General features: G+C 57.6%; 24 protein-coding genes and 2 tRNA genes. 7 read left to right on the top strand and 19 right to left on the bottom strand.

All coding sequences use genetic code 11. The features are described from left to right. Window positions 1-169: 169 nt before the first annotated feature. Window positions 170-415 carry a hypothetical protein gene (locus ACE3NW_RS02675; RefSeq protein ID WP_374280088.1) on the top strand — a complete coding sequence of 82 codons (246 nt, stop codon included), beginning with the start codon at window positions 170-172 and terminating at the stop codon, window positions 413-415. A 473-nt stretch (window positions 416-888) separates the two neighbouring features. On the opposite strand, the gene ACE3NW_RS02670 is transcribed toward ACE3NW_RS02675, so the two are convergent. After that, a tRNA-Pro gene (locus ACE3NW_RS02670) sits at window positions 889-965 on the bottom strand. Window positions 966-1001: 36 nt separating this feature from the next. Continuing rightward, window positions 1002-1077: transfer RNA gene (locus tag ACE3NW_RS02665), tRNA-His, on the bottom strand. A 234-nt stretch (window positions 1078-1311) separates the two neighbouring features. On the opposite strand from ACE3NW_RS02665, the gene murA reads away from it, so the two are divergent. Then, a complete protein-coding gene (gene murA, locus ACE3NW_RS02660) occupies window positions 1312-2562 on the top strand; it encodes a UDP-N-acetylglucosamine 1-carboxyvinyltransferase (protein WP_374280086.1) in 1251 nt (416 codons plus the stop codon). 91 nt (window positions 2563-2653) lie between these two features. Further along, entirely contained in the window at window positions 2654-3361 is a 708-nt protein-coding gene (locus tag ACE3NW_RS02655) for a BON domain-containing protein (RefSeq protein WP_374280084.1), read from the top strand. Window positions 3362-3525: 164 nt separating this feature from the next. Here the strand turns inward: ACE3NW_RS02655 and ACE3NW_RS02650 are convergent, their stop codons facing one another. Both ACE3NW_RS02650 and ACE3NW_RS02645 read right to left on the bottom strand, forming a co-directional pair. Beyond that, window positions 3526-4764, bottom strand: a complete 1239-nt coding sequence (locus tag ACE3NW_RS02650; protein WP_374280082.1) for an HD domain-containing phosphohydrolase — start codon at window positions 4762-4764, stop codon at window positions 3526-3528. A gap of 185 nt (window positions 4765-4949) precedes the next feature. Then, window positions 4950-6707 carry a methyl-accepting chemotaxis protein gene (locus tag ACE3NW_RS02645; protein WP_374280080.1) on the bottom strand — a complete coding sequence of 586 codons (1758 nt, stop codon included), beginning with the start codon at window positions 6705-6707 and terminating at the stop codon, window positions 4950-4952. Window positions 6708-7198: 491 nt separating this feature from the next. Between ACE3NW_RS02645 and ACE3NW_RS02640 the strand changes: the two genes are divergently transcribed. Beyond that, complete coding sequence (locus ACE3NW_RS02640; RefSeq protein WP_374280078.1) at window positions 7199-8095, top strand: LysR family transcriptional regulator; 897 nt, start codon at window positions 7199-7201, stop codon at window positions 8093-8095. Window positions 8096-8479: 384 nt separating this feature from the next. Here the strand turns inward: ACE3NW_RS02640 and ACE3NW_RS02635 are convergent, their stop codons facing one another. From ACE3NW_RS02635 to ACE3NW_RS02620, 4 genes are read right to left on the bottom strand one after another with little or no spacing between them, the layout of a single operon-like run. After that, on the bottom strand, window positions 8480-8995 hold the full coding sequence (locus tag ACE3NW_RS02635) for a translation initiation factor 2 (protein ID WP_374280076.1): 516 nt from the start codon (window positions 8993-8995) through the stop codon (window positions 8480-8482). A gap of 39 nt (window positions 8996-9034) precedes the next feature. Beyond that, entirely contained in the window at window positions 9035-9538 is a 504-nt protein-coding gene (locus ACE3NW_RS02630) for a cob(I)yrinic acid a,c-diamide adenosyltransferase (protein ID WP_374280074.1), read from the bottom strand. After that, window positions 9538-10542, bottom strand: a complete 1005-nt coding sequence (gene amrS / locus ACE3NW_RS02625; RefSeq protein WP_374280072.1) for an AmmeMemoRadiSam system radical SAM enzyme — start codon at window positions 10540-10542, stop codon at window positions 9538-9540. The genes ACE3NW_RS02630 and amrS overlap by 1 nt, the downstream gene beginning before the upstream one ends. A gap of 1 nt (window position 10543) precedes the next feature. After that, the gene (locus ACE3NW_RS02620; RefSeq protein WP_374280070.1) at window positions 10544-11764 is read right to left on the bottom strand and encodes a hypothetical protein; all 1221 of its coding nucleotides are present in this window, start codon (window positions 11762-11764) and stop codon (window positions 10544-10546) included. A gap of 143 nt (window positions 11765-11907) precedes the next feature. Between ACE3NW_RS02620 and purM the strand changes: the two genes are divergently transcribed. Continuing rightward, a complete protein-coding gene (gene purM / locus ACE3NW_RS02615; protein ID WP_374280068.1) occupies window positions 11908-12966 on the top strand; it encodes a phosphoribosylformylglycinamidine cyclo-ligase in 1059 nt (352 codons plus the stop codon). Window positions 12967-13207: 241 nt separating this feature from the next. Continuing rightward, window positions 13208-13675 carry a YccF domain-containing protein gene (locus tag ACE3NW_RS02610; protein ID WP_374280066.1) on the top strand — a complete coding sequence of 156 codons (468 nt, stop codon included), beginning with the start codon at window positions 13208-13210 and terminating at the stop codon, window positions 13673-13675. A gap of 56 nt (window positions 13676-13731) precedes the next feature. On the opposite strand, the gene ACE3NW_RS02605 is transcribed toward ACE3NW_RS02610, so the two are convergent. The 9 genes from ACE3NW_RS02605 to ACE3NW_RS02565 form a co-directional block, all read right to left on the bottom strand. Next, entirely contained in the window at window positions 13732-14331 is a 600-nt protein-coding gene (locus tag ACE3NW_RS02605) for a TetR/AcrR family transcriptional regulator (protein ID WP_374280064.1), read from the bottom strand. A 465-nt stretch (window positions 14332-14796) separates the two neighbouring features. Continuing rightward, the gene (locus ACE3NW_RS02600; RefSeq protein ID WP_374280062.1) at window positions 14797-15513 is read right to left on the bottom strand and encodes a DUF134 domain-containing protein; all 717 of its coding nucleotides are present in this window, start codon (window positions 15511-15513) and stop codon (window positions 14797-14799) included. A 366-nt stretch (window positions 15514-15879) separates the two neighbouring features. Beyond that, a complete protein-coding gene (locus tag ACE3NW_RS02595) occupies window positions 15880-16245 on the bottom strand; it encodes a hypothetical protein (RefSeq protein WP_374280060.1) in 366 nt (121 codons plus the stop codon). Between the two features lie 6 nt (window positions 16246-16251). Next, complete coding sequence (locus tag ACE3NW_RS02590; RefSeq protein ID WP_374280058.1) at window positions 16252-16629, bottom strand: NifB/NifX family molybdenum-iron cluster-binding protein; 378 nt, start codon at window positions 16627-16629, stop codon at window positions 16252-16254. A gap of 12 nt (window positions 16630-16641) precedes the next feature. Continuing rightward, complete coding sequence (locus ACE3NW_RS02585) at window positions 16642-17553, bottom strand: ATP-binding protein (protein ID WP_374280056.1); 912 nt, start codon at window positions 17551-17553, stop codon at window positions 16642-16644. Beyond that, window positions 17546-18451, bottom strand: a complete 906-nt coding sequence (locus ACE3NW_RS02580; RefSeq protein ID WP_374280054.1) for a 4Fe-4S binding protein — start codon at window positions 18449-18451, stop codon at window positions 17546-17548. Before ACE3NW_RS02580 ends, ACE3NW_RS02585 begins: the two co-directional genes overlap by 8 nt. 5 nt (window positions 18452-18456) lie before the next feature. Continuing rightward, window positions 18457-18807: a NifB/NifX family molybdenum-iron cluster-binding protein gene (locus ACE3NW_RS02575; RefSeq protein ID WP_374280052.1), complete on the bottom strand. Its 351-nt coding sequence runs from the start codon at window positions 18805-18807 to the stop codon at window positions 18457-18459. Window positions 18808-18946: 139 nt separating this feature from the next. Further along, window positions 18947-20023, bottom strand: coding sequence for a dihydrodipicolinate reductase (locus ACE3NW_RS02570; RefSeq protein ID WP_374280050.1), 1077 nt, complete (start codon window positions 20021-20023; stop codon window positions 18947-18949). 102 nt (window positions 20024-20125) lie between these two features. Next, window positions 20126-21049 carry a DMT family transporter gene (locus tag ACE3NW_RS02565; RefSeq protein WP_374280048.1) on the bottom strand — a complete coding sequence of 308 codons (924 nt, stop codon included), beginning with the start codon at window positions 21047-21049 and terminating at the stop codon, window positions 20126-20128. Between the two features lie 225 nt (window positions 21050-21274). Between ACE3NW_RS02565 and ACE3NW_RS02560 the strand changes: the two genes are divergently transcribed. Further along, window positions 21275-22180, top strand: a complete 906-nt coding sequence (locus ACE3NW_RS02560; RefSeq protein WP_374280046.1) for a LysR family transcriptional regulator — start codon at window positions 21275-21277, stop codon at window positions 22178-22180. 139 nt (window positions 22181-22319) lie between these two features. Here ACE3NW_RS02560 and ACE3NW_RS02555 read toward each other — a convergent pair whose 3' ends face one another. Both ACE3NW_RS02555 and tkt read right to left on the bottom strand, forming a co-directional pair. After that, complete coding sequence (locus ACE3NW_RS02555; protein WP_374280044.1) at window positions 22320-23489, bottom strand: phosphoglycerate kinase; 1170 nt, start codon at window positions 23487-23489, stop codon at window positions 22320-22322. A 44-nt stretch (window positions 23490-23533) separates the two neighbouring features. Further along, window positions 23534-25540, bottom strand: a complete 2007-nt coding sequence (gene tkt / locus ACE3NW_RS02550; RefSeq protein WP_374280042.1) for a transketolase — start codon at window positions 25538-25540, stop codon at window positions 23534-23536. Between the last annotated feature and the right edge of the window lie 9 nt (window positions 25541-25549).

Here is a 25549-nt window from a genome sequence, read left to right as displayed (position 1 = left end):
GGATGTCTACCCGACCTTCCGCCGTGTCCAGTTCAACAGCCTCAACAAACCAGGGCTCGGTCAGCCCCAGAATCCGAAAATATAGGTCCGTATCCTTCATTGGTGCCCTCCGGGAAGGACATTAGCAGATCAGCTACCCACGGAAAACCCGGAAGAGCCAAATCTTTTTGTGTACGGTTTTGAAAATGAGCATTTTACAGAAGATATAGCAAACTATAAGGACACTATTCACTACTTACCCTCGATTAATACATTATTTTTACAAAGCATTGCAAAAAAACAGCATCTTTTAACTAAAGATAATATAGATATGTATTTGGACGAATGTGAATCTCAAGCATATGCATTTGATATCTCCCAATTAGCTGCCGATGCACAAGAACTCATTGATGCTTCAACGAGTAATATAAAATAGTTGATATATTATTAAAATATAAATAACGTTGCGCTGGCTCGCCAAGTTGTTTTGGATTGTGACCAGCCCCGTTTTTTGTGCCAGGTTAAATGCTAGTGGTAGATTCTTTGTGGTTCTGCTTCTGCCTCCTGTATAGCTGGTAATTCTGGCGGAGGCGAGATAACCCCGATGTCCTCATGGGTACTGGGCAAACCGTCTTCTACCTCCGCGAAGCACACCAACAGATCACTTAGGGGCTGATCCTCCAGCTTCCCCCACACCAAATCACGCACCAATCGCCCCCATGTCCGCAAGCGTTTGTATCGTTGATGCAACTTTTTAACTTGTGGCCATGTGGCTCGATTTTTTTAAATATATATTAAATAGTTACAGTAATTTTCTGAAAAATTCTACCACACGCCACTTTTGGCGATCCCATTCAACGCAAGAAAGGGATAGTCGGGTTTTCACCTAACTATCCCTTTCTGGTTATATGGTCGGAGCGACTGGATTCGAACCAGCGACCCCCTGCTCCCAAAGCAGGTGCGCTACCAGGCTGCGCCACGCTCCGAAAAAAAACCCGCGCCGTTGCGGCGCGGGAAAATTGTGGGGCGAAAGATGGGACTTGAACCCACGGCCACCTGGGCCACAACCAGGTGCTCTACCAACTGAGCTACTTCCGCCACGGGAAGTTTCATATACGCAGCTTATTTTTCTTTTGCAAGCATTTTTTTACACATATCTTCATCTGGATTTTATCTAGAAAAATAACTACACTCCCAAAAGTCGCGCGGCGCGGCACGAAATGCCCTCCACGCCGCCCTCAGAATTCTCCAGATTTGCAAGCCAGCAGCGCCTTTTTCGATCACAGGGCGCTGGCAACATATTTCAGCGTCAAACACATTTCGGGGACACACATGGATAAACTGGTTATTGAAGGCGGCGTTCCGCTTACTGGCGGCATTGAGGTCAGCGGCTCTAAAAATGCAGCCCTGCCCATCCTTTTTGCCTGCATATTACTGTCAGAGCCGGTCACCATCACCAATGTGCCCAACCTGCGCGACATACACACCACCATCAAGCTCCTGAACATGCTGGGCTGCACCTGCGAATACGCCGATCATCGGGTACAGGTGCAGCCCGGCAATTTACTGCCAGAGGCCCCCTATGACCTGGTGCGCACCATGCGCGCCTCTGTGCTGTGCCTTGGCCCCCTGCTGGCCCGCATAGGTCAGGCCCGCGTGGCCCTGCCCGGCGGCTGCGCCATTGGCGCACGCCCTGTGGATCAGCACCTCAAGGGTCTTGAGCTCATGGGCGCAAGCTTTCAGCTTGAAGAGGGCTATATTATTGGCCGTTGCCGCAAACTCAAGGGCGCGCATATTTCTTTTGATATGCCCACCGTGGGCGGCACAGAAAATCTGCTTATGGCCGCAGCCCTTGCCGAGGGCGAAACCGTGCTTGAAAACGCGGCGCGAGAGCCCGAAATTGTCGATCTTGCCAACTTTTTGCGTGCCTGCGGTGCAAAAATCGAGGGACACGGCACGTCTGTGATCCGCATTGAGGGCGTCACCTCGCTGCACGATGGCGAATACCCAGTCATGCCCGACCGCATAGAAGCCGGTACTTTTCTGGTGGCAGCGGGCATTACTGGCGGCGAACTGCTGCTGCGCAACTGCCCCTTCAAGGATCTGGAGGCGGTTATCATCAAGCTGCGCAGCATGGGTATGGAAATCAACAGCACCCCTGAAGGCGTGCTGGCGCGCTGCGCGGGCCCCCTGCGCGGCACAGATGTAAAAACCCAGCCCTACCCCGGCTTTCCTACCGACATGCAGGCCCAGCTCATGGCGCTCATGTGCCTGTCTGAAGGGGCCAGCGTGGTGGAAGAAAGCATTTTTGAAAACCGCTTCATGCACGTGCTTGAACTCATGCGCATGGGCGCGCAGATCAAGGTTTCTGGCCACACAGCCATGGTGCGCGGCGTGCAAAAGCTCACCGGCGCGCCCGTGATGGCATCTGATCTGCGAGCCAGCGCCTCGCTGGTGCTGGCTGGCCTTGCCGCCAAGGGCGTTACCGAAGTGCGCCGCATCTACCACCTCGACCGTGGCTATGAGAGCATCGAGCACAAGCTGAATGCCGTTGGCGCGCGCATTCGCCGCGAACACGAATAATCCGCTTCGAGGGCTTTCCACCAAGGTGGCACTGCCCCACTGGCGCTGTTAAAAGACGTTTCACCCGCACTGCGGGCTTCAGGAGGATTCCATGAAACGACTGGCTCTTGTTTTGCTGCTGCTCTCCATGGCGCTTATCAATGGCTGCGCCTACACCGGCTATTCCCTTTATGATGACCAGCGGCTTATGGGAACCATGTCGGACGACAAGGAAACCTCTGCAAAAATCAAAACAGCCCTGCTGGATGAAAGCTTTTCCGGCGGGTGGTCTGTGGCGGTATACAGCTTCTACGGGCACGTATTCCTGGTGGGCGAAGTACCCGAAAACATGCAGGGCAAGGCTGTGACCATTGCCAACCGCTACAAGCCCCGCAGTGTCACCACGCACTGGTTTACCCCCGCCACCAGCGAGACAAGCAACTTTGTGCTGGCCACCAAGCTGCGTAAAGACCTCATTGCCACCAAGGGGCTTTCGTCCACTCGTATAGACACAGAGGTCAATTCAGGGCGTGTCGTGCTGCTGGGCGTGGTAAAGGATGAATCGGAAAAGCAGCTTGCCATACAGGCCGCACGTGGTGTTTCAGGCGTAACGGCGGTAACCAGCTACCTGATGTTGCCCCAGAAGGCAGGCCAGCTCGACAACATACAGCCCGAACACGCCACCGGGGTCAGCCCCATGGATGGCACCATGGAACCCTCTGGCGGCAACGCGCCAACCTACGGCACACCCGGCGGCAGTGCTGGCAGCGCTGGCAAATCGGGCGCATCTGGCGACGTGGAATCGCGCGATCTGCCCTAGTAGCATTGGCGGCATCCAGCCGTAACTCGCAGCTGGCGTACCCTCACCTGGACTGATGGCGCCTGCAAACCGTAGTTTATCATTTGCGCCCTGAAGTGCTTGCCTGACAGTGTTTTTTACTTGCAGGCCAGCACTTCGGGGCGCAATTTTTTTTACAAAACCCGCTAGGCGCAGGTTCCAGAACAGAGCTTGCGCATGGCAAGAAATTTTGCAGCCGCGTCGCGTTGCGCTCTGGCCCGCACCTGATTGATCTGCAAGGCATTTTTTGCAACCAGGTCTACAAGTCCCTGATCAAGCTGGTTTTTTGCCGCCATATCCCGCATACACGCCAACACGCTGGCCAGCTCCATACCATCCCGATAGGGGCGGCTCTCGGTCAGTGCGGTAAAAACATCTGCCACCGCCATAACGCGCATGGGCAAGGTGAGGTCTTCCGCGCCCAGGCCGTGCGGATACCCATTGCCGTCGAGCCGTTCATGGTGCATCCCGCCCCAGTCACAAACGCAACGAAAGCCGGGGATTGTTTCAAGAAGCCGCATGCCAATCTCTGCATGCTGCTTTATTTCGTCCCGCTCCTTGTCAGAGAGCGGCCCCGCCTTTTCAAGAATATCCACAGGCACTGCCAGCTTGCCGATGTCGTGCAAAAGACCGGCAATGTAGATTGTGAGGCAGTCTTTGCCCGTAGCCAAACCTGTGAGGTTAAGTATCTCTTGCGCCGTGTGGGCAACGCCGTGTGAATGTGTGGCGGTAAAGGGGCTTTTTGAGTCAATGATCTGCGAAAACAGATCACACAAAATCAAAAGATTTTTGGAAGAAAGGCTGTCATCGCCAAACGTGCCGTGCAAATACGCATCCATCGCCCTTGCCGATTTATACGTATCATCAACAACGCCACTTTCCGAAATTTCTGCAAGGGCATTGCGCCATGTGGATGAAAAATCTTCTGTTTTCTTGCCCATTTCGGCTGCCAGCTGGCAAAACGACAACTTCGGATTGGCATGGATTGCGGCATCCAGAGCGTCTGCAAGATAAATACAGTTTGCAGTAAGGCCGTTATCCTCGTGCCTACTCAGCTCTTTCCACGGCGTTTTACGCAGCAGAACCATATTGCAGACTTCCTCTGGCAATTGGGCTGTTCTGCAAAATACCCAGCCTGCAACGCAGTAATCTTCCTTTTCAAAAACAAAATTTACCAGTCCATTCTTTAATGGAATGGTTCCTATTTCGTGCAGCATGCACGCTATGAGCAGATATTTTCTTTCCTGATGTTCCATGCCGCAGTGCTCTGCCAAAACCTGGGCCAGATAGGCAACCCGCAGATTATGCCCTGTCAGATCGTAGCAAACCAGCCCAAGCGCCCGCGAAAAACCAGCAAGCAAACTGTAAAGGTAAACTGACTCCATGGCCACCACTCAAGGTTGAAGACAGAATTTCTGTACGCTTTTCAGACACATGTATGTACTTGCCCTGTAATGAGCAGCTGGCTGGCGCGCTGATCCTGAAATGCCGTGGCAAGCGAGAATGGCATGGCGCTTAAAAAATGCCAGCAAACGACTGCATTGCCCGGCAGGGCGCATTGTTTGGCAGCCTAACTGCTGCGCATCTCAGTAATAAGGGCAGCAAGCCTTGTCGCCTGCTGGGCCAGATCACCAACGGCCTTTGCGGCTTCTGCCATTCCCTCGGCTGTCTGGCGTGACATTTCGTTGACTTCAATGATTGTCTGATTGATTTCTTCGCTGGCGGCAGACTGCTGCTCGCTGGCCGTGGCAATGGCATTGGCCTGATCGGCTGTAACATCTGCCGTCACCACAATTTCGCTCAGGGCCTGCCCGGAGAGACTGGCGCTTTCTGTAGCGGTATTGACCTGCTCAACGGCATTGTCCATTGAAACAAGGCTTTTTGAGGTACTTTCCTGAATGGAGCGGATAACCCGGCCAACATCTGTGGTTGAAGCCATGGTTTTTTCTGCCAGCTTGCGCACTTCATCGGCCACCACGGCAAAACCGCGCCCGGCCTCGCCAGCCCGCGCCGCTTCTATGGCCGCGTTGAGGGCCAGCAGATTGGTCTGGTCGGCAATATCAGAAATAACCGTCATGATCTGCGTAATATCCTGAGCATGGCCGTTCAGCTGCGCCATGTCATCCTTAAGTTCCATTGAAAGCCGGTGAACTAGCTGGATACTTTCCAGCGAGCTGCCCACAATGTTGGCCCCGTGTTCGGCCTTGGCCTTGGTTTCTGCCGAGGCAGAGGATGCCGCACCGGCATTTTTGGCAACTTCCTGCACGGTGGCATTCATCTCATTCATGGCAGTAGCCGCCTCGGCCAGCCTTTGGGCTGTTTGCACGGCCCCCTTGTCGGCCTGTTCTATCTGGGCAGAAAGCTGTGTGGAGGCCGAGCTCACGGCGTGCGCCACCTCTTCAAGCTGCGCCGCCGCTGTCAGCATTGCGCTGGATTTTGTCTGTGCGAGCCTACCGGCTTCTTCGGCATCGCGCATGGCTTCTGTAGCCTTGGCAGCCTGACGCTGGGCATTGAGCGATTCGTTATGGGCATTTTCCATGTTGGTCTTGAGCGCTTCGACCATGCTGACTATTGAATCATAGACGCCGATTCTGACGCTGCCGTCTGCAATCTCATAGTCGCCTTCCACAACGCGGCGGGCGAGCGCGTTCAGCTGCCCAGGATCCTTGCCCAGCTGCCGCATAACGCTGCGCGTCAGCACATAGGTGATCACCACACTGATGACAATGGCAATCAGGCTGAGCACAAGGCCGGTGTTTTTTGCCACGGCCCCCAGCGAGATGGCGTCCTCCATGTTTTCCTTGCTGCTCTTGGTAGTCAGACTGACCAGCGCTGCGTAGACGGGTGCAAGCTTGCGAAACTGCGGGCCGTATTCGGCAGTAAAAAGCGCGGTGGCCTCGTCAAACTTGCCGTCGGCCACAAGCTTTGTGGCATTTCTGCGTATAACGCCCATGCCCGAAGATATCTCGTCTATCTGCCGCAGCAGCTGCTTTGCCTGGGCGGCTGTTTCCTTATCAAACAGCGCCGTGTATTCTAGATATTTCTTTTGATCTTGAGCTATATTCTGTAATGCATCGTTAATCATGTTGCCATAGCGTTCCGCTGCGGCCGCGTCACGCACCAGCAGCATGGTTGTTAGATTGGCCCTCACTGTCCAAAAATTCAGGTGCATGTCTCCAACGGCTGTAACGGCGGGAATATATGCCTTATCAACGTCATCAATGCTGTCGTTCAACCTTGAAGTACTGAACATTGACGACGCTGAAATTGCCAGGATCACAACAATCATACCAGCAAACGACAAAATGAGCTTTGTTGACAGCCGCATATCTCGCACCCCGCATTTTTTGCATTTTATTTTTACTGCCTAAAGCGGCAGAACATCACGTCAAAATCTCCAGTTTTCCCCGTTTGTTGATGATAATAATACCTACATCATGATAAAAAAATTGTATCTGGGTGATATCGCATTCAAAAAGTACACAATTTGCCACAGTACCAGACCACAGCATACCTCTTTATTAATCATCAATAGAGAACTTTTTCTACTTTATTGCACTAAGTCATCAGCACTGATATGTAAAATATTATTTTTGAATGCCGCATGCATACAACAAATATTTATGTTTAACATTGCTTCAAATGTTAAATAGTATATACTCACACTCAAAAACAATTACATGAGATAAAATACCGTGCGAACAGTTATCTGATACAAAAAAATAGCAGATGACACTCTTCCTTTTCGACTCGATGCTTATTTATTGGTTGCGACACTCTCAACTTCGAAGGCAAGCGCTCAATGTGCCAGGTACGACCATGGAAATAAGACATCTTAAAACATTGATTATGGTTGCAACTGCTCGCAGCATTTCAAAAGCTTCACACATGCTGCACTTGTCGCAACCATCTGTGACGAGAATTATACAAGAAATAGAGACAATTGTAGGATCTCCGCTCTTTTCGAGAACAAAAGACGGCATGATCCTTACAAATGATGGAAAAAATTTTTACAAGTACGCTACAAGAATCATTTCTTCAATGCATGAAGCCATTGCAGGACTAAAAAATGTCCATAAAAAATGCATCATAAACATTGGATTTTGCCCAAGCATCATGATTTTTGATCTTATTGAGCAGTTGAGGTATGCCAATTTTAGAATGGATTACATCAGATTTCACGAATTCAACACAAATCGGCAGCTCATTGCGCTGAAAAATAATCACATTGACATATCGATTACACGTGGTTCCGATACCGCTTCTGGTGAGGATTTTGAGCAGATAACCCTGTACAAGACAGAGCTTTTTGCGGTCATTCCGGCTTCGCACCGGCTTTCTGGAAAAAAATCACTCAACCTTGACGAGCTGAAAGACGACCAGTTTATTGAGCTGTCTGAAAAACTCTTTCCTTTTTTCAATAAAGCCATAGCCAGTATGTGCCAAAACGCAGGCTTCAGCCCCCGTATCGTCTTCAGCGCAAATGGATACGTTGCTGCTCTGGCGACCATTGCCACTGGTTCGTGTGTGGGAATCTTTCCGCGCAGCATTGTTAACGCAATCATACCTGGTTACGTGTATATCCCGCTGCGCTCCAAAGATAATTTCATTGATATATCCTGTTATCTGCGAAAAAACGAAGTCAGAAAGGAAGTTGCTGACATCATAGCCATAATACGCAACCAGTTTGGCAATTTTGGACTGGCCGATACATAACATCGTTTATGCTCTGCCCGCCCAACTGTTTGCGCGATGACCATTTGCATTTGCACAGCATCACAGTTGAACAGAGCAAAAAAAGCTCCGCCAGCAGAAGCTACGGAGCTAGTGTGTGAGGGGGAGTAGAAAATTGAGGCTAGAAGCGCAACCACCGGCTTGCGCACGCGTGAGGGTGGAGCCCCTTGCTGGGGGCCAGTAATGAATAACACAGACGAGTGCAAAAGATTGCCGAATGCGCATGCCCGGCATAAGAGCATCTGGCGCAAAACAGAGGCGGCCCTGCTCCTCCTCTCGCACGTATCTGCAAGTGGTACTCGACAAGAGGCCCTTGGCAAGGGCAACAATGCCGAGTGTCAATACAGGGAGCACCCGCAGGCCGGGTTACGGCTGTTTTTTGCCGCCCCGCTCCCGCAGCCTTGCGCCCAGGCGGCACAGCACCGAATTCTGCTCGGCGTCAAATCCCTTCCAGCCGCTATCCACATAGGCCAGCAGGGCGGCCACGGTTTCAAGTGCGTCTTCCACACTGTCCACCCAACCGTTCACCGCGCCGTGCAGCATCAGCCCCGGCCCTTCCAAGGGGCCACGTATGCCCAGCAATGGAACCCCGGCCCCGGCGGCAAGCCCCACCTCCACCCCGGCATCCTGCCCAGAAGCACCGTAATAGATCACCATGTCTGCCGTCAGACAGGCCTGGTGGCAAAAGGCGTACACCTCACCGCCATCACGGTCTGTATCCATCCAGATGCGGCGTTCGGCTGGCGTGAGCCCCGGCGGCGGCACGGCCTTGTCTGTCCAGTCCAGCATGCGGCAGCCCATGCCCCGCAGCTCGCGCCCCAGCAGGCGCACACCGTGTTTGTGCTTGAAAGATCCGGCAACGTAGATTGTCAACTGGGCCATCAGAACATGTTCCTCACAGGCAGGCCGCTCGGCGGCTGGCTAAAACTCTATGCCCGGCGCGGCCTTTACGCCCGTGCGCCAGGGGTGCTTGATTTCCGTCATGGAGGTGACCAGATCTGCCGCCTCAATCAGCCAGTCTGGCGCATTGCGGCCAGAGAGCACAAGATGCCGCCCCTGAGCACGGGCCATGGCTATCATCTGTTCCAGCTCCTGCCGTTCAAGAATGCCCGCGCCGAGCGCGTACAGGCTTTCATCCAGCACCAGCATATCCACATGGCCAAGCTGTTCTCGCGCCCAGTCAAGCACGCGCAGGGCCGCCTGCCGGTGCGCAGGCCGATTGGCATCATTGCGCAAAAAACCCTGCCCACCGGCAAAAAAGCGTTCAGGGAGCAGCCGCGCCAACATGGCCTGTTCACCGGCCTGCCCGTCGCGCTTCATAAACTGCCCAAAGGCCACCGCCATGTTCTGCCCAAGGGCGCGCACGGTCTGCCCCACACAGGCGCTTGTCTTGCCTTTGCCGTCACCAGTGTACACAAGAATCATTATTTCCAGACCCCCGGAATCTGCACACCGCACGAGGGGCATTTTCCCTCCACGCCGCGCAGCCGTGTTTCGTGCATGTCGCGTTCAATAACCACAGCCCCGCACGCGGGGCAAAAGGTGTTGCTGCCAAGGGCACTGCGGGCATTGCCGATATACACGTGCTGCAAACCAGCCTGCCGCCCGATGCTCCAGGTTTTCTCCAGCGTGGCCAATGGCGTGTCAGGATGATCTATCATCAGGTGAGCGCCATGAAACCCCGAAACGTGCCAGGGGGTATCCGGCCCCAGCTCGTCGCGGATAAAAGCCGCCAGATCGGCAAGTTCCGCCTGCCCGTCATTGACACCAGGAATGATCAGGGTTGTCACCTCAAGCCACCAGCCGAGTTTTTTTATGGCCTTAAGGTTTTCCAGCACGGGCTGAAGGCGCGCCCCGCAATATTTGCGGTAAAAATCATCGCTGAATGACTTAAGATCCACGTTGGCAGCGCATATACACCGGCTCAGGGCCGACAGACAGTCCTTGGACATATAACCGTTGGTAACCAGCACGCTGCGTATGCCCTTTTTAAGGGCCATGCCCGCTGTTTCGTACAGCAGTTCAAAAAATACCGTGGGCTCGTTGTAGGTAAAGGCCATGCTTTGGGCCCGGTTGCTCTGTGCAAGCACCAGCAAATCTTCGGGAGCGGCCCGCTTGCCCGGAACAATGCCGTTTTCCGGCACATGGGCGATACTGCTGTTCTGGCAAAATTTGCAGGAAAAGTTGCACCCTGCACTGCCCACAGAAAAAATCCTGCTGCCGGGTAAAAAATGGTACAGGGGCTTTTTTTCCACCGGGTCCATGGCCGCAGCCGTTACCACCTGGCTGACCAGTGAAACCAGCTTGCCCTGCATATTTACCCGCACCCCGCAAATACCCTTGGCCCCCTTGCGCAGGCGGCAACGGTGCGCGCACAGGCGGCACACCACACTTCCGTCGGGCTGAGAATCCCACAGCGCTGCAAGCATGCTAACGCCTCTCCCTTCCATCGCGGCTTCGGTCTGCATCGCGCTGGTCATACGGTGAAGTGCCCTGCTGGCCGGGGCGAGAATCGTACCGTTCGTCGTGGCGGCGGTCGCCGCCACCGTATGCGCCGTTACGGGAATCGTGCGGCCCGGAATATGGGCCCGAATATGAGCCTTGATGCGGCGGCGGTGGCGGTGGTGGCAAAGAGCCATCATATCGGTCGTCGTGGCGGCGATTGTCGTGACGGCGGTCGTCGTGCCGGTGACGGTTATGGTCGGGCGGCATGACGGTTTGCATGCCGGGCTGCCAGATCACAGAGGGCGGCATGTAGGGCTGACCGGGTCTGGGCATGGGCCCATTGGGATTGCCGCCCCACTGGTTGCCATCGGGGTAAATTTGCGGAGCCACAAAAAAGGTGCCGTAGTTCTGCTGCTCTGGCGGGCTTGGCGGCACTACAGAAGTGATGATGTCGCCGGTTTGCGGGTCACGGTACTGGGTAGCAATACCCCGGTCGTTGAAGGTGTCGCCCGGCAACTGGCTCGTACCGTATGTGATATCCCCCTGCCCGCCATAGCCCGGCGTAGCGGGGTAAGGTGAAGCCGGGTAAGGGGCAGCAGGATACGGCACGCTGCCCTGCCCATATGGTGGTGATGGCGCTGGCGCATAACCGGGCGCATAACCGGGCGCAGGCGGCTGGGCAGTAGCCGGAGCAGCAGGCGAACCGGCCATGTCTGCGCCGTTGAAACCGGGTGCAGCAGGCGGCTGATTCGCCCCATCTGGCGGTGATGCCGGGGCAGGCAGCGCCCCCAGTGCGGAATAGGGCATCATGCCCCCGGCAGAGGGCCAAGGAGCAAGCCCGCCTGCCTGCGGAGCAGCGGGCTGGGCCTGAGCGGGCTGACCAGAAAAGCCGGGCTGGCCAGAGAAACCAGACTGACCGGGAGCCTGCACGCCGGACGGGGCAGCGGGCTGGTTTTGCACGCCGGTATACGGCGCGCCAGAACTGGAACCGTTTTGTGCAGCAGGCAAAGCCCCTGACTGCGGCGGCTGCCCTGCGGTCTGGGGCTGCGCTGCTGACGGTGCTGGCTGCAAGGGCTGGGCTGGCCCAAGTTTTGCCCCGGTAACTGGTGCGCGGTATTCCGCTGCGTTTTCTGCCGCATGGGGCGCAACAGGAGAAACGAACGTCAGTACGGCGCAGAAAAAAAACAGACCGAAATATCCACGCATGGCACGCTCCTTCCCCCTCCGGCCCCATTCTAGCAGCGCTGGCGAGGCCGGTCTATGAAAAAACTCGCGCCGGGAGGCTCAAAAAGTCGCTTGGGATTTGGCAGAAGCTGTGCTAAATAGAGCAGATTCAAAGGAGGCATCGGATGTCCAGCGACCGCGCAAAAGCCTACACACAGGCAGGCGTTGATATCGAGGCGGGAAACTCTCTGGTTTCGCGCATCAAAGGCATGGTTCAGAGCACGCAGACCAGAGGCGTCATTTCCGACATTGGCGGCTTTGGCGGCCTGTTCCGGCCTGACCTCAGCGGTATGACCGAGCCTGTGCTTGTTTCTTCCACCGACGGTGTGGGAACCAAGCTCAAAGTGGCCTTTGCCTGTAACAGGCACGATACCGTGGGCATCGACCTTGTGGCCATGAGTGTCAACGACATTCTGGTTCAGGGCGCAACCCCCCTGTTTTTTCTCGACTACTTTGGCACCGGCAAGCTCGACGTAGACACGGCGCAGACTGTCATTGGCGGCGTGGCCGAGGGCTGCCGTCAGGCCAACTGCGCGCTGCTCGGCGGCGAAACCGCCGAAATGCCCGACATGTACGCACCAGGCGAATACGATCTGGCTGGCTTTTGCGTGGGTATTGTTGACAATACCAAGCTAATCGACGGCTCCGGCATTCAGGTGGGCGACAAGATCATCGGCATTGCCTCTTCGGGCCTGCACTCCAACGGCTACTCGCTTGCCCGCAAGGTGCTTGAGCAGAGCGGCCTTGCCTTTACCGATCCCTTCCCCGGAGCAGACGGAGCAACCGTTGGCGATGTGCTGCTGACCCCCACAATCATTTATGTGGAGGCGGTGCGCCATCTGCTGCGCGATATGAACGTCAAGGGCATGGCCCACATCACCGGCGGCGGTTTTTACGACAACATTCCCCGCGTGCTGCCTGCACAGGTTGAGGCGCGCATCAATTTTGGCAGCTGGCAGATGGCCCCGGTTTTCCACTGGCTCAAGGAAACGGGCAACCTCAGCTGGCCTGAAATTTTGCAGATATTCAACGGCGGCATCGGCTATGTGCTGGTTGTTCCCGCCGATCAGGCCGAAGAAGCGATAAGCCGCATTCAGGCTTTCAAACTGCGGGCCTGGTGCATTGGCGACATTGCCCGCCGCTCCAAGGATGACGACCAGGAACAGGTCATCATCAACTTTTAGCATGTATAATGGGCCGCACGGAATTCCGGGCGGCCCATATTTGTTATAAAGCCCAAGCTGCGGGCTTGGAGCCGCCCTGGTCGGCCATGCCGCCGGGCGGATACACCGGGCGGCTTTTTTTATCTGTCGGGCATGGCCCGGCATGATCCACGGGCGCATGAATCAGCATCTGCCCTGCGGCAGCACTCACCACATATTTTGCCCGTGCGGCCTTTGCCGCCAGCACATTCGGGAGACTTTCATGAACAGCACTCTCAGTTGCCTTGGCAACGCCATATGGTTCTTGTGCGGCGGCATTATTATGGGGCTTGTGTGGTGGCTTTACGGCCTGCTCTGCTTTGTTTCCATTGTAGGCATTCCCTGGGGCAGGGCCTGTTTTGTCATGGGCAATTTTGCCTTTTTTCCTTTTGGCAAAATGCCGGTGGCGCGCGATGTGCTTACAGGACAGCAAGATGTGGGTACAGGCCCTCTGGGCACGCTGGGCAACATCATCTGGCTTGTGCTGGCGGGGGTGTGGCTTGCCATGGGCCATCTGCTTTCGGCCATCATGTGCGCGGTGACCATCATTGGCATTCCCTTTGCGTGGCAGCATGTCAAACTGGCGGCCCTTGCGCTCTGCCCCATTGGCAAAACCATTGTGCCCGCCCAGCTGGCCGACGCAGCCGAACGCGCCGCCGCCGAACGTGGCTACCGTGAAGGGCGCTATTAGTCGCAGAAAATTCTGGCGGGCCCTGCCCACTGCCTTTACGCAAGGCCCACCGCAGACTAGCCCTTGGGGCTTTCGCCAAACAGCTCTTCTATCTGCCTTGCATAAAACTGCTTCATGAATTCAAGATCAATCTTGGGTGATTTTTCTCCCCGCAACAGATTTACCACCATGGATGCGCCCATCAGCTGCGCAAGTATCAATTCTGCGCGGGTGGCCGCGTGCTCGCCCGGCAACACGTTAATGATCTGCTCACGCACATTGTTGTAGGTGTCTGTCATCACGTCTGAAACATTGGGATCGAGAGCAGAAAGCGCCGTGATGCGAAAATCCGTCACCCAGGCGCTGTGTGCGCCGTCGCTCAAAATACTGTTCATGGCGAGCGTGGTTCTTTCTGCTGGCGGCACGTCGGGCAGGGCGGCATTGCCCTCATCATTGAGTATGGCTGCCACCTCAAGAAAAAGATTCCTTTTCGAGCCAAAATAGCGGCTTATCAAGGCCGGATTCACCCCAGCCTCAGCACCAATTTCGCGTATTCCCACACTGACATAGTTGGCTGAAGAAAAAAGCCTTCTTGCTGCTTGCAATAAACGGTTTCGCGTTTCTGCGGCATTACGTTTACGCTGGGGTACTGAAACTTTCTTGCGATCGCAAACCATTGTATTCGTCCTCTGTACTTGTTGCTGCTTGGCATGGCTCACATGCAAGAGCCCGCCCTTCGTGTAATCAATCGGTTACTCGCTTTCAATAAAAAGTGCAAGCTCATTTTATGCGGGATTACTCGCATATTTACAGGTATACCAGTGTAGTAAAAAATAAAAATACAATATTTTACTGCGCTGGCAGATCAGGGTGCGAAATATAAAAGCATGTGCAACCAGCACGATATATCCTTCAACATTGCCACCACGGGCGCTGCACTTACCTGCTGTGAACAGGCAAAAACAACAGTGCGCGCCCCTGGCGGGGCGTGGCTACAGCGGGCAGACCCTGTGGCAATCTGCCGAAGGTCAGGCGTGAATTTTACGGAGTTCAGAGAAGCACGAGGGCACGAAAAAGAAAATTACAAACAAAGGGCCCCACTGCGCCAAGGGCCTCTGGCACTTGGCAGCAGGCTGCAATCCTTAGCGTTTGGAAGCGCAGCCGCCCTGGCACAGATGCCCTGGCCCAAAGGGCACAAGCCTGCCAGCGGCAAAAGCATTAAGACAGTCTGCCACGGTGGGCAAACCGGCATTGTAGTACACGGCAATGCCCGCCGCCTGCAAAGCCTGCAAGGGGCGCATGCCCATGCCGCCAGCCAGCAGGGTGTTCACCCCAAGCCGCAGCAGGGCCTGCACGGGCCCGCCGCAGTCGCCACCCTGATGCATGGGGTTTGGCTGCACGCTGATTTCTGTAATCTTGCCCTCTTCCACCCTGGCCAGCGTATAGAGCTGGCAGCGGCCAAAGTGCGCGTTGGGTGCGGCATCCAGGCCACCCGGCAGCAGACAGGGAACCGCCACCAGGATGCCGCCGCTGGCGGCAGCCTCGGCTTCGTTGGCCTGGTCACCCGCATCTACCGCGCACACGCCACCTTCAATGCGCAGGGCCTGCCCCAACACAAGGGCTTGGGCCACACTGCGCCGGGCACGGCGCAAAAGTCTGCCAAAGGTGTGCCGCGAAACCCCCATGCGGGCAGCGGCCTCGTCCATGTTCAGATCTTCATAATCGGCCAGCCGCAGGGCTTCCAGCCCATCCAAGGCCAGCACTACCTCTTCAAGATCGTGCAGGGGTATCCCATTGGGCTTGAAACAACTGTTTTTCGGCAGGGCGCTTACACGCCTGCAATGGCAAGGTCTTGGCATAATTTCCCAGCAATATGGTTTTATTTGAGAATAAGCCAACGACAGCGCGTGCGCAAGGGGGCGCAGGCACGACAGACCTGGCATCTGCCCAGCTGTACCCGGCAGGCAACACTTCCCCGCCGGTTTGCCACACGACACACAGCAGCCCAAAACCGTACAAGGCCGAACCAGAACCGGGAGGGGTAAACCCGGTTCTGGCCCAGCCATGTTTCCATGGATGCCAGACAGTCACCCCTGTACGGAGGTGTGACTCTGCAACCCATGCCACACGCCCCGGCGCGGAACCGGGACGCGAATATCATGCCTGCGCGCTGCAAGTACGCGCTGCGCTCGGCCGCCGCTCTCAAACCGCTGGCGGGGCTGCGCTCAGGCCAGAATATCTGTCAGCAACCGTACCAGTCGCCGGGCATCATCCGGGCCCGGCTCTGGCGGCAATGAGGTCAGAATGCCAAGGCCTTCCATGACATCGTGAAAGAGGCCTTCTGCCATATCCGTAACAACTGCGGTATGCACCAGGGCGTTCACACGCATGATGCCTATGACATCCAGCCGGGCCTGCTCCTGCGTGGCCGCGTCTACCACCACAAGCTGCGGGGCCTGCCGCTGCACGCAGCTTTGACATGTCGCGGCGTCAGCCACAGTTGTAACTGTGCAATCCTGCCGCTCAAGCTCCTCCACAAAGGGGCCAAAAACAGCGGGCCTGCCTGTCTGCAACAAAATGGAGCGTTTCATGGCGGCCTAGTGCCCGCCGCCGCAGGTATGCTCTGGCGTGAATTCAATCAGCTTGCCCTGGCAAAAGGCCTGCACGGCCATGCCCACGGTGGGCTGGTTGCCGGCAAAATACACACTGATGCCCATCTGGTTAAAACCCATGAGGGGGCGCATGCCCATGCCGCCAGCCAGCAGGGCGTTGACACCGTGGGCGGCCAGATACTGCACAGGAGCCATGCAGCCGCCCTGCTGGTGCTCAATGGGGGCAAGCGTTGACTGACCGGCTACCTGTCCGTCTTCCAGTTCAACAATGGTGTAGATATCGCAATGCCCAAAATGCATGCCCATGCCAGAATCCATGCCACCGGGCATTTGCGAAGGAATTGCCAGAATCGTCTTGCTCATGATGCTTTCCTTTTACAGAGTTTTTGTAATGCCCCGCCGCTCTGGCTGCGCGGCCAGAGCGCACGCGCGCTCCCAGGCTGCGGCCAGTATTTCGGCAAGGGCTGAAGTTTGTTCCGTAAGGGCCTGCCGCCGCACCATGGCCTGCGTTACCAGCGGGCTGAAGGGCAGCTCGCCCAGCAGATGGTGGCCGCCCTCTTCGATCATGGTGCGGATGCGGGCGCATTCCTCGGCGTTCAGGTCGGCCTTGTTGATGAGCACCGCCACAGGGATGCGAAAGTGCGCGCACAGTTCGGCCACCCGGCCAAAATCGTGCCGTCCCGAAGGCGTGGGCTCTACCACCGCCACAGCCAGCGCCGCCCCGGAAAGGGAGCTGATGACAGGGCAGCCCACACCGGGGGAACCATCGCAAAGCACCAGCTCGGCCCCCAGGGTTGTGGCTTTTTCGCGGGCCTGCCGCTTGAGCAGAGCAACCAGCCGCCCCGAATTTTCCTGCCCTGGGTCAAGCTGCGCATGCACAAAGGGGCCAAGGCGGGTGTCGCTCACATACCACACGCCGCAACGCCGGTCTGGAAATTCCACGGCCTGAGCCGGACAAAGCTTGTGGCACACGCCGCAGCCCTCGCAGGCCAGCTCGTCAATGCTGTACACGCCGTCCACAAGGTTTATGGCGTCAAAACGGCACAGCTCGGCGCACCGGCCACAGGCGGTACAGAGCTCAGGATTGATGCGGGCCGTGTTGCCCGATATGAAAACCTCGCGCTGCTGCACCTGCGGGTTTAGCAAGATGTGCATGTCCGGCACGTCCACATCCAGATCGCAGAGCACGGCCTTTTGCCCACGGGCGTGCGCCTGTGCGGCAAATGCGGCGCAAACAGTGGTTTTTCCCGTGCCGCCCTTGCCGCTCACAACTACAATCTCACGCATGGCAGGGGCCCTCCGCAAAATTTCGCAGCTGTGCCGCAAGCTCGGCAAAACGCTGCCGCCACCGCTGGCCCGTGGAACCCGCTGCCTCCGTGGGCGGCACACCGTGGGCGTAAGCCTCGGCGGCCTCGCGCTCAAAGGGCAGCTCTGCCAGCACAGGCAGTTTGGCCCCGGCGCACCATGCGCGCATTTCTTCCTCGCAGGCGGCATTGCCCTGCATGCCCACACGGTTCAACACCACGGCAATGGGCCGCCCCAACTGGGCAAAGGCCGCTTGGGCCAGTTTGAAATCGTACAGGCCAAAGGGGGTTGGTTCTGCCACCAGCAAGACCACATCGGCCTTGCGGGCGGCGGTCATGGCCGGGCAGCTCACGCCTGGGGGGGCATCCATCAGCACGTCTGCGGGGTGGGCCAGAAGCTCGGCGGCGAGACGGCGCTCCTGAGCGCGCAGCAGTGGCGGTGTCATGGCCTCGCCCACGCGGGTGCGCCCCATTATAAAGGGCAATGCACGCCCGCCAGCCTGAACCGTGCCGAGCAGCAACGCGCCCAGCTCTCGCTGCGCCACGCGCAGCGCCTGTTCGGGGCACACCGCAAAGCAACCGCCGCAACCGTGGCACATATCCTGAAAATACATGGGCTTTGCACCCAGCATGGCAATGGCCCCATAGGCGCACATGGGGCGGCACGCGCCACAGCCCGTACACTTGTCTGCCAGCAGTTCCGGCACTTCAAGGCAGACCGTTTCCGGCTCCGCAAGGCTTGGGTGCAGCAAAAGATGCAGATTGGGAGCTTCCACATCGGCGTCGGCCAACATGAGCTCGCCCTTCCATTGGGCAGCAAGGCAGGCGGTTACCGTGGTCTTTCCCGCGCCGCCCTTGCCGCTGGCAATTACAATGCGCATACGCCCTACTTGTTGGGGGCAGTGGCCGGACTGACCGAGCCTTCTGCAAGGCAGCGCACGGCATCACCCACGCTGCGGTTGTCCATGTCCTGATACACATCAAGCCCCGCCGCCTTGAGCGCAGTAAAGGCCTTGGGCCCCACATAGCCGCTCATGACAGCCTGCACGCCAAGGCCAGCCAACAGCTCTGCTGTCTGGATGCCAGCACCCTGGGCCGCAGCCTGTGATGCGCCGTTGTCCACGTAGTCTGCCTGCAAGGTTTCCATATCAACGACAACAAACCCGCCAGCCCTGCCAAACCGTGGATCAACCAGCGATTCCAGCCCCGGCCCTTCACTTGAGATGGCAACTTTCATTTGCGTGCTCCCTTGTTTTTGCTCAAATGAGCATAATCCTGCACGCCAAATTGTCAAGCATATAAAAAATCCGCCGCACCAGCTTTTGTTGCTGCATGCGGCGGAGACCCGCCAGAGGCGGTGGGGGGGGAAGTAAAAACTAGCTGTTCACATAATGATCAAGCGATTTGACGCGGTAGCTGTTGACCGGCATGAGGTCGGTGGTCACATAGCCGGGCGCGGCATTGATGAGGTCGGGTATGCGGTTGACGATGGTGGCGCAGGTCAGCTCCACCGTGGCGGGCCGGGTAATGACCACCTGGGTATCGGGCTCGCCCACGAGAGTCCAGTCGTTGCGGTCTTCCTCGCCTGGGGCGTAGACCTTGCCCACGCACTCGCTCTCGATGACAATGCCCTCTTCTGTCTCTGTGGTCGCCACGGCAGACATGCCCGTGGCGTGCCCGGCAGGTATGGTCATACCCAGGGTTTCAGAATGCAGCTCGGCAGCATGGGTTTGCGGCACGCACTTCTGTACCTGACTCCTTACCGTCAGGCCGAGGCGCTCGGCCAGCCAGCCGTTGACATTCCACATATAGGAGGGCAAGAACTCGCCCTTTTCAATAAGCTGCTGGCGCTCGGCGGGCGAAATGGCATCGGCGGCGGCAATTTCCTTTTCAAAAGCCTGCAAATCAAGGCCAGCACCGTGGGCTTTGGCCAGGGCAATGCCGTAGTCTTCCACATTATAGCTTGAGCTGCCCCTGATTTTACGGATGCTGTGCATGGCCCCCGCAAGGGTGGCAATAAGGTTGCCCCAGAACACATCCTGATAGCCCGAACCGCAGATGGTGCAGCCGGTCTGTTTTGCCATGGCGTCCACCTGCCGGGTGAGCACTGGGGAGGAATTCATGGGAAAGATGGCTTCTTCGTTGGTGGTGATGGCGTTGACGCCGTTTCTGGCGCAGACCATGAGGGCCTCGGCGATATCGCGCATGAGGCTCATTGTTGTGATGATGCAGGCATCGGGCTTGAGGGCGGCCAGCACCTTGTCGGCCTCGTTCGCGTGCTGTACCACAACGCCCCGCTCTGGCCCGCCCATGACAGAACCGATATCGCGCCCTACCACAGCCGGGTTCACATCAAAGGCAGCCACAATTTCCGCGCCTTTTTCGTACACATAGCGCATGGAATACTTTGACATTTTTCCACAACCATACTGGGCAATCCGCAATTTGCTCATGAGTTTCCTCCTGGTTTTGGATATGCATTATCCTGAAAATTGCTTTCAACTTCAGCATACGCTTCGCTTGTGAAAAAACAAGCATGCCACGTATAGAAAAAATTAGCGTGTTTGAGGCCGCACTCCCAGGGCCACACCCAGGCCTGCCACAATGGCGGCAGATCCGGCCAGCTCAATGGGCAATATGGGCGCACCCAGCAAAAGTGCAGACAGTGCAAGCCCGCTTATGGGATTGAGCATGTTGTAAGCGGCGGCGGTAGAGGCCCCCTGCGTGCGGATAAGCAGCAGCCACAACGCCATACCCACAAGGCTCACCACGGCCAGCCACGCCAGGGCAAGCAGGGCTGGCAGCGACAGGGCCAGAGGCGTGACGGGGTTCAGCCAGGCCGCCGGGGCAAAGCAGACCATGGCGCATACAGACATCCAAAAATTCACCGGCAGAACAGGCAGAGCGCTGTAGCGTTTTCTGAACAGCAATGCGCCCACAGAAAAAGCCACCGTAGCACCGGCGGCCAGCAGCACCCCTAGAGCGGCCCCGCCCTTGAGATTGTGTAGACCCACCATCAGCACTATGCCCGCCAGCGAAAGACAAAATCCCAGCAGCTTTGCGGTGCTGAAAGATTCAAGGCCCCGTGCAACGCCCAACAGCAGGGTTACAAAGGGCGAGCACGACACAATCACGATAACCCAGGGGGCAGCCACCAAACCCAGGGCAGAAAAGCTCAGGCCCAGATAGAGCACGTTGTTCAGCAGGCCAAGCAGTATTCCGGCTCCAAGGGCCTGCCTCCACTGCGGACCCCACAGCCTCTTGCCACACAGCACCGCCAGCACGGCAACCGTACCCACAAAGCGGTAAAACAGGCCCGCAAACGGCCCCATTTCTGTCACCACAATCTTGCCCGCCACAAAGGCCGAGCTCCAGATGATGCTGAAACACAGCCCCACTGCCAGGTGCCCCAAGCCAGGGCAAAAATGCCCGGCAGGCTTTGGACTGCTCTCGGCTGCCCCCGTTTTATTCAGTTTCACAGTTTCTCCCTCCCTGCGGTTTGCCGTGTGATCGGCTTGCTGGCCTGCGCTTGTGGCTGAAAGTGCTCCGGCACTGGTTTCCGTGCTTTCTGGCAATGCCTGCCAATCTGCTTTCCCCACGCGTACTTTGTTTGCAGCCAGTGTAGACGGGAGTTTGATAATCTGTAAAATTTATTTTTATTATCTTCACATAAGCTGCTCTTATTTAAAAACACAGGAAGCCACATGCCCCAGACCCCAGACACGCGCAATATCACGCTGGAACAGATGCGCGCCTTTGTGGCCGTGGCCCACAGCCGCAGCTTTCAAAAAGCCGGGCAGAAGCTTTGCCGCAGCCAGTCAGCGGTAACACAGTCTGTCAAAAAGCTTGAGGATCTGCTCAACAGTACGCTGGTGGAGAGGGGCAACGGCCACACCTTTGGGCTGACGGCTGCGGGCGAACGTTTGCTGCCCCAGATTGAGGACATGCTGGTGCGGGTGGACGCCCTGTTGCGCGCGGCCTGCCAGCCAGAACTGCGGGGCCGCATTACTGTGGGCATTCCACCCAGTTTCAGCACGGTGGAGCTTCAGGCGGCCATGGCGCGCTTGCTGGCGCTCAACCCCAATCTGCAAATCGGCGTGCTTTCTGCCATGTCTGCCGATATTGACCGCATGCTTGTGGAGGGGCGGCTGGATGTGGCCCTGATCAACCAGTACAGGTTTGACAGCAGCCACGCCCCCGATGGCATTTTTGAAGTGCTGGCCCAGCAGCCCCTGCACTGGGTAAGCGGCAGCCCAGTGGATATTGGCCCCGCCGCCCCCGTCCCCCTTGTCACCTACAGCGAGGGCAGCCCCTGGCGCGCTGCCACGCTCGAAGCACTGGATGCCGCAGGTAGAGCCTACGAATTTGCCTACGAATGCGCCTCTTACGAAAGCCTGTGCAGCTCTGTGCTGGCGGGATTTGGCATTACCGCCCTGCCCGAATGGGACACTGGCGGGCGATTTGTCGTTCTGGACGGCAAGGGAAATCTGCCGCCCTTGCCGCAGGTGCGCACTGTGCTTAAAACCGCCACATCCAGCCCGGTGTTGCAGCAGTTTTGCGAATTTATCATCCAGCTGCCCTTTTTCAAAAACCTGCGCGCCCAGGGTTGAACGCACGCATGCGGTAGCGAGCAACAGCCACACGCAACAGCCACAACCAACTGCTTGCATGCAACAGCACGCAAAAACCCCCGAATCCGAAGATTCGGGGGTCAGTATCAGCCGTTTGCACCGCCGTATGGCAGCAGGCCTAGCCTCTGTCTTCCAGCGCCGCCACCGAAGGCAGAACCTTGCCCTCAAGCAGCTCCAGCGACGCACCGCCGCCGGTGGAGATATAGCCCATCTTTTCTGACAGACCGTATTTTTCCACCGCCGCCACAGAATCACCGCCGCCCACAACCACAAATGCCTTTGAATCGGCAAGGTATTGCGCCAGGGCCTTGGTTCCCTCGCCGAAGGGAGCGGTTTCAAAAGCGCCCACAGGGCCGTTCCACACCACGGTGGCAACCTTGGAGAGCAGCTTTCTGTACTGCGTCACGGTGTCACGCCCGATGTCCAGAATCATCTGGTCGGCGGGCACATCACCCACGGCACGGGTGGTGGCCACCTGACCGGGGGCCAGTTCTTCGGCAGTTACCACATCAACGGGCAGGGGCAGCTCTCTGTTGAGATTTTTGGCCTGTTCCATGATGCGTTTGGCGTCGGGCACGAGGTCTTCTTCGTACAACGACTTGCCCACCATGTATCCGGCAGCGGCCAGAAAGGTATTGGCAATACCGCCGCCCACGATGAGCACATCTACCTTTTCAAGCAGATTTTCGAGCAGCGCCAGCTTGGTGGACACCTTGGAACCGCCGATAATGGCGGCCAGCGGACGTGCGGGGTTATCCAGCACCTTGGCAAAGGCATCCAGCTCGGCCTGGAGCAGCGGCCCGGCGCAGGCCACCGTGGCCACACGCACCGCGCCCTCGGTGGAGGCGTGCGCACGGTGGGCAGCGCCAAAGGCGTCCATCACGTACACGTCGCCCAAAGCGGCCAGCTGCGCGGCCAGAGCGGGATCATTCTTTTTTTCACCCTTGAGAAAACGCACGTTTTCAAGCAGGGTGACGCCGCCCGGAACCGCCTTGGCTTCGTCAAGCGTGGCAGCAAGGGCCACGGGCTGCCCCAGCAGCTCGGCAAGACGCGCCGCCACGGGCTTGAGTGAAAACTGCTCTTCGTACTGCCCCTCGGTGGGTCGCCCAAGGTGCGAAAGCACTACCACGCCCGCGCCTTTTTCCAGCGCGGTGCGGATGGTGGGCAAGGATGCGCGGATGCGCTTGTCGTTGGTGATCTGACCGTCCTTCATGGGGACATTGAGGTCTTCACGAATCACAACGGTCTTGCCCGTCAGCTCCAGGTCCTGCATTTTCTTGATAGGCATATGTGTTCTCCCTGTCAGAGGATTTGCTCCCATTGGCAGACGGGCTACTTCGTACCCTGCTGCAAAAGCTCTTCCGCCAGTTCCAGCACATGCGCCACGGTAAAGCCCAGGCGCTCAAAAAGCACCTTGGCGGGTGCGGATGCGCCAAAGCGCTCCATGCCCACCACGGCCCCGTCAAGGCCCACATACTTGCGCCAGTAGTCCGCTGCGGCGGCTTCAATGGCAATGCGGGCGCGCACGCTGCGGGGCAGCACGCTTTCCTTGTAGGCAGCATCCTGCGCGTCAAAAAGCTCGGTGCAGGGCATGGAAACCACGCGGGCCTTGCGTCCGTTGGCGTTCAGCTGTTCTGCCGCCTCAAGGGCCAGCCCAACCTCGGAACCAGTGGCCATAATGATGATTTCGGGCGTGCCCGCGCAATCGAGCAGCACATAGCCGCCGCGCTCGATGGCCTCCACCTGCGCATCGGTACGCTTGCAGAAGGGCAGATTCTGGCGCGAAAGCGAAAGCCCGGTGGGCGTGTGGGCGTTTTCAAGGGCGCAACGCCAGGCCACGGCGGTTTCCACCGTATCGCAGGGACGCCACACGTTGAAATTGGGCATAAGGCGCAGCATGCCAAGCTGTTCCACAGGCTGGTGGGTGGGGCCGTCCTCGCCCACGCCAATGGAGTCGTGCGTCAGCACCCACACAGAGCGGATACCCATGATGGCGGCAAGACGCAGGGCGTTTTTGGCCTGATCGGCAAAGGACATGAACGTACCGGCATAGGGAATGAAGCCCCCGTGCAGGGCAAAACCGTTCATGATGGCGCTCATGCCGAATTCGCGCACGCCATAGGAAATATAGTTGCCTTCGTGGGTCTGCACGTCCATATGTTCGGAGGAGCTGGTCAGCGTTCCCACCGAGCCGGTAAGGTCGGCAGAGCCGCCCACCAGTTCGGGCAGATAGGGCACAAGGCACTCCAGCGCTTTTTTGGAGGCCACGCGGGTAGCCGTGGTTTCGGCCTTGCTCACGGCGTCTGCCACCATGTTCTGGGCAATGGTCGCCCAGCCGCCGGGCAGTTCGCCGCGCATACGACGGGTAAATTCGGCGGCCAGATCGGGGTTGGCCTTGGCGTAGTCGGCAAAAACATGTTCCCAGGCGGCCTCGGCAGCCTTGCCCGCTTCACGCGCGTCCCACGCGCTGTACAGGTCCTGGGGCACGCTGAAGGGTTCCTCGGTCCAGCCAAGGGCCGCACGGGTGGCGGCTATGCCCTCATCGCCCAGGGGTGAACCGTGGCAGGAAGAGGAATCGGCCTTGGGCGAACCAAAACCAATGTGGGTACGGCAGATGATCAGGCTGGGGCGGCTGTGATCCGACTTGGCTTCGGCAATGGCGGCATCAAGGGCGGCGGCGTCGTGCCCGTTGATGGGGCCGATCACCTGCCAGTGGTAGGCGCGGAAGCGCGCGGCCACGTCTTCGTTGAACCAGCCGTCAATCTTGCCGTCAATGGAAATACCGTTGGAATCATAGAGGGTGATGAGCTTGCCCAGGCCCCAGGTTCCGGCCAGCGAGCAGGCCTCGTGTGACACGCCTTCCATCAGGCAGCCATCGCCGGTGAACACATAGGTGTGGTGGTCTACAATCGTGTGTTCCGGCGTGTTGTAGCGGGCGGCCAGCATGCTTTCGGCCAGGGCCATGCCCACGGCAGAGGAAATGCCCTGCCCCAGAGGGCCGGTGGTCATTTCGATGCCCAGATCGGGTTCGTATTCCGGGTGGCCAGCGGTTTTGGCGCCCCACTGGCGGAAGTTGCGCAGCTCTTCCATGGGCAGATCGTAACCCGTGAGATGCAGCAGGGCGTACAGCAGCATGGATGCGTGACCGTTGGAAAGCACAAACCTGTCGCGATCAAACCAGCGGGGGTTGGAAGGATTGTGCTTGAAACCGTGACGCCACAGGGCTTCGGCCATATCGGCCATACCCAGAGGTGCGCCGGGATGACCGGAGCGGGCTTTTTCAATGGCGTCCATGGCAAGGGCGCGGATGGCATTGGCGCACTGTCTGCGGGTGGGCATGACTCTTTC

Origin of the sequence: Desulfovibrio sp. (assembly GCF_041907885.1) — a bacterium.
Lineage (GTDB): Bacteria > Desulfobacterota > Desulfovibrionia > Desulfovibrionales > Desulfovibrionaceae > Desulfovibrio.
This window is presented reverse-complemented; position numbering and strand designations above follow the sequence as displayed.

Excerpts from the sequence above, each read along its gene's own strand:
- murA (WP_374280086.1), top strand. The coding sequence starts at position 1,312 with ATGGATAAACTGGTTATTGAAGGCGGCGTTCCGCTTACTGGCGGCATT.
- ACE3NW_RS02655 (WP_374280084.1), top strand. The coding sequence starts at position 2,654 with ATGAAACGACTGGCTCTTGTTTTGCTGCTGCTCTCCATGGCGCTTATC.
- ACE3NW_RS02650 (WP_374280082.1), bottom strand. The coding sequence starts at position 4,764 with ATGGAGTCAGTTTACCTTTACAGTTTGCTTGCTGGTTTTTCGCGGGCG.
- ACE3NW_RS02645 (WP_374280080.1), bottom strand. The coding sequence starts at position 6,707 with ATGCGGCTGTCAACAAAGCTCATTTTGTCGTTTGCTGGTATGATTGTT.
- ACE3NW_RS02640 (WP_374280078.1), top strand. The coding sequence starts at position 7,199 with ATGGAAATAAGACATCTTAAAACATTGATTATGGTTGCAACTGCTCGC.
- ACE3NW_RS02635 (WP_374280076.1), bottom strand. The coding sequence starts at position 8,995 with ATGGCCCAGTTGACAATCTACGTTGCCGGATCTTTCAAGCACAAACAC.
- ACE3NW_RS02630 (WP_374280074.1), bottom strand. The coding sequence starts at position 9,538 with ATGATTCTTGTGTACACTGGTGACGGCAAAGGCAAGACAAGCGCCTGT.
- amrS (WP_374280072.1), bottom strand. The coding sequence starts at position 10,542 with ATGCTTGCAGCGCTGTGGGATTCTCAGCCCGACGGAAGTGTGGTGTGC.
- ACE3NW_RS02620 (WP_374280070.1), bottom strand. The coding sequence starts at position 11,764 with ATGCGTGGATATTTCGGTCTGTTTTTTTTCTGCGCCGTACTGACGTTC.
- purM (WP_374280068.1), top strand. The coding sequence starts at position 11,908 with ATGTCCAGCGACCGCGCAAAAGCCTACACACAGGCAGGCGTTGATATC.
- ACE3NW_RS02610 (WP_374280066.1), top strand. The coding sequence starts at position 13,208 with ATGAACAGCACTCTCAGTTGCCTTGGCAACGCCATATGGTTCTTGTGC.
- ACE3NW_RS02605 (WP_374280064.1), bottom strand. The coding sequence starts at position 14,331 with ATGGTTTGCGATCGCAAGAAAGTTTCAGTACCCCAGCGTAAACGTAAT.
- ACE3NW_RS02600 (WP_374280062.1), bottom strand. The coding sequence starts at position 15,513 with ATGCCAAGACCTTGCCATTGCAGGCGTGTAAGCGCCCTGCCGAAAAAC.
- ACE3NW_RS02595 (WP_374280060.1), bottom strand. The coding sequence starts at position 16,245 with ATGAAACGCTCCATTTTGTTGCAGACAGGCAGGCCCGCTGTTTTTGGC.
- ACE3NW_RS02590 (WP_374280058.1), bottom strand. The coding sequence starts at position 16,629 with ATGAGCAAGACGATTCTGGCAATTCCTTCGCAAATGCCCGGTGGCATG.
- ACE3NW_RS02585 (WP_374280056.1), bottom strand. The coding sequence starts at position 17,553 with ATGCGTGAGATTGTAGTTGTGAGCGGCAAGGGCGGCACGGGAAAAACC.
- ACE3NW_RS02580 (WP_374280054.1), bottom strand. The coding sequence starts at position 18,451 with ATGCGCATTGTAATTGCCAGCGGCAAGGGCGGCGCGGGAAAGACCACG.
- ACE3NW_RS02575 (WP_374280052.1), bottom strand. The coding sequence starts at position 18,807 with ATGAAAGTTGCCATCTCAAGTGAAGGGCCGGGGCTGGAATCGCTGGTT.
- ACE3NW_RS02570 (WP_374280050.1), bottom strand. The coding sequence starts at position 20,023 with ATGAGCAAATTGCGGATTGCCCAGTATGGTTGTGGAAAAATGTCAAAG.
- ACE3NW_RS02560 (WP_374280046.1), top strand. The coding sequence starts at position 21,275 with ATGCCCCAGACCCCAGACACGCGCAATATCACGCTGGAACAGATGCGC.
- ACE3NW_RS02555 (WP_374280044.1), bottom strand. The coding sequence starts at position 23,489 with ATGCCTATCAAGAAAATGCAGGACCTGGAGCTGACGGGCAAGACCGTT.
- tkt (WP_374280042.1), bottom strand. The coding sequence starts at position 25,540 with ATGCCCACCCGCAGACAGTGCGCCAATGCCATCCGCGCCCTTGCCATG.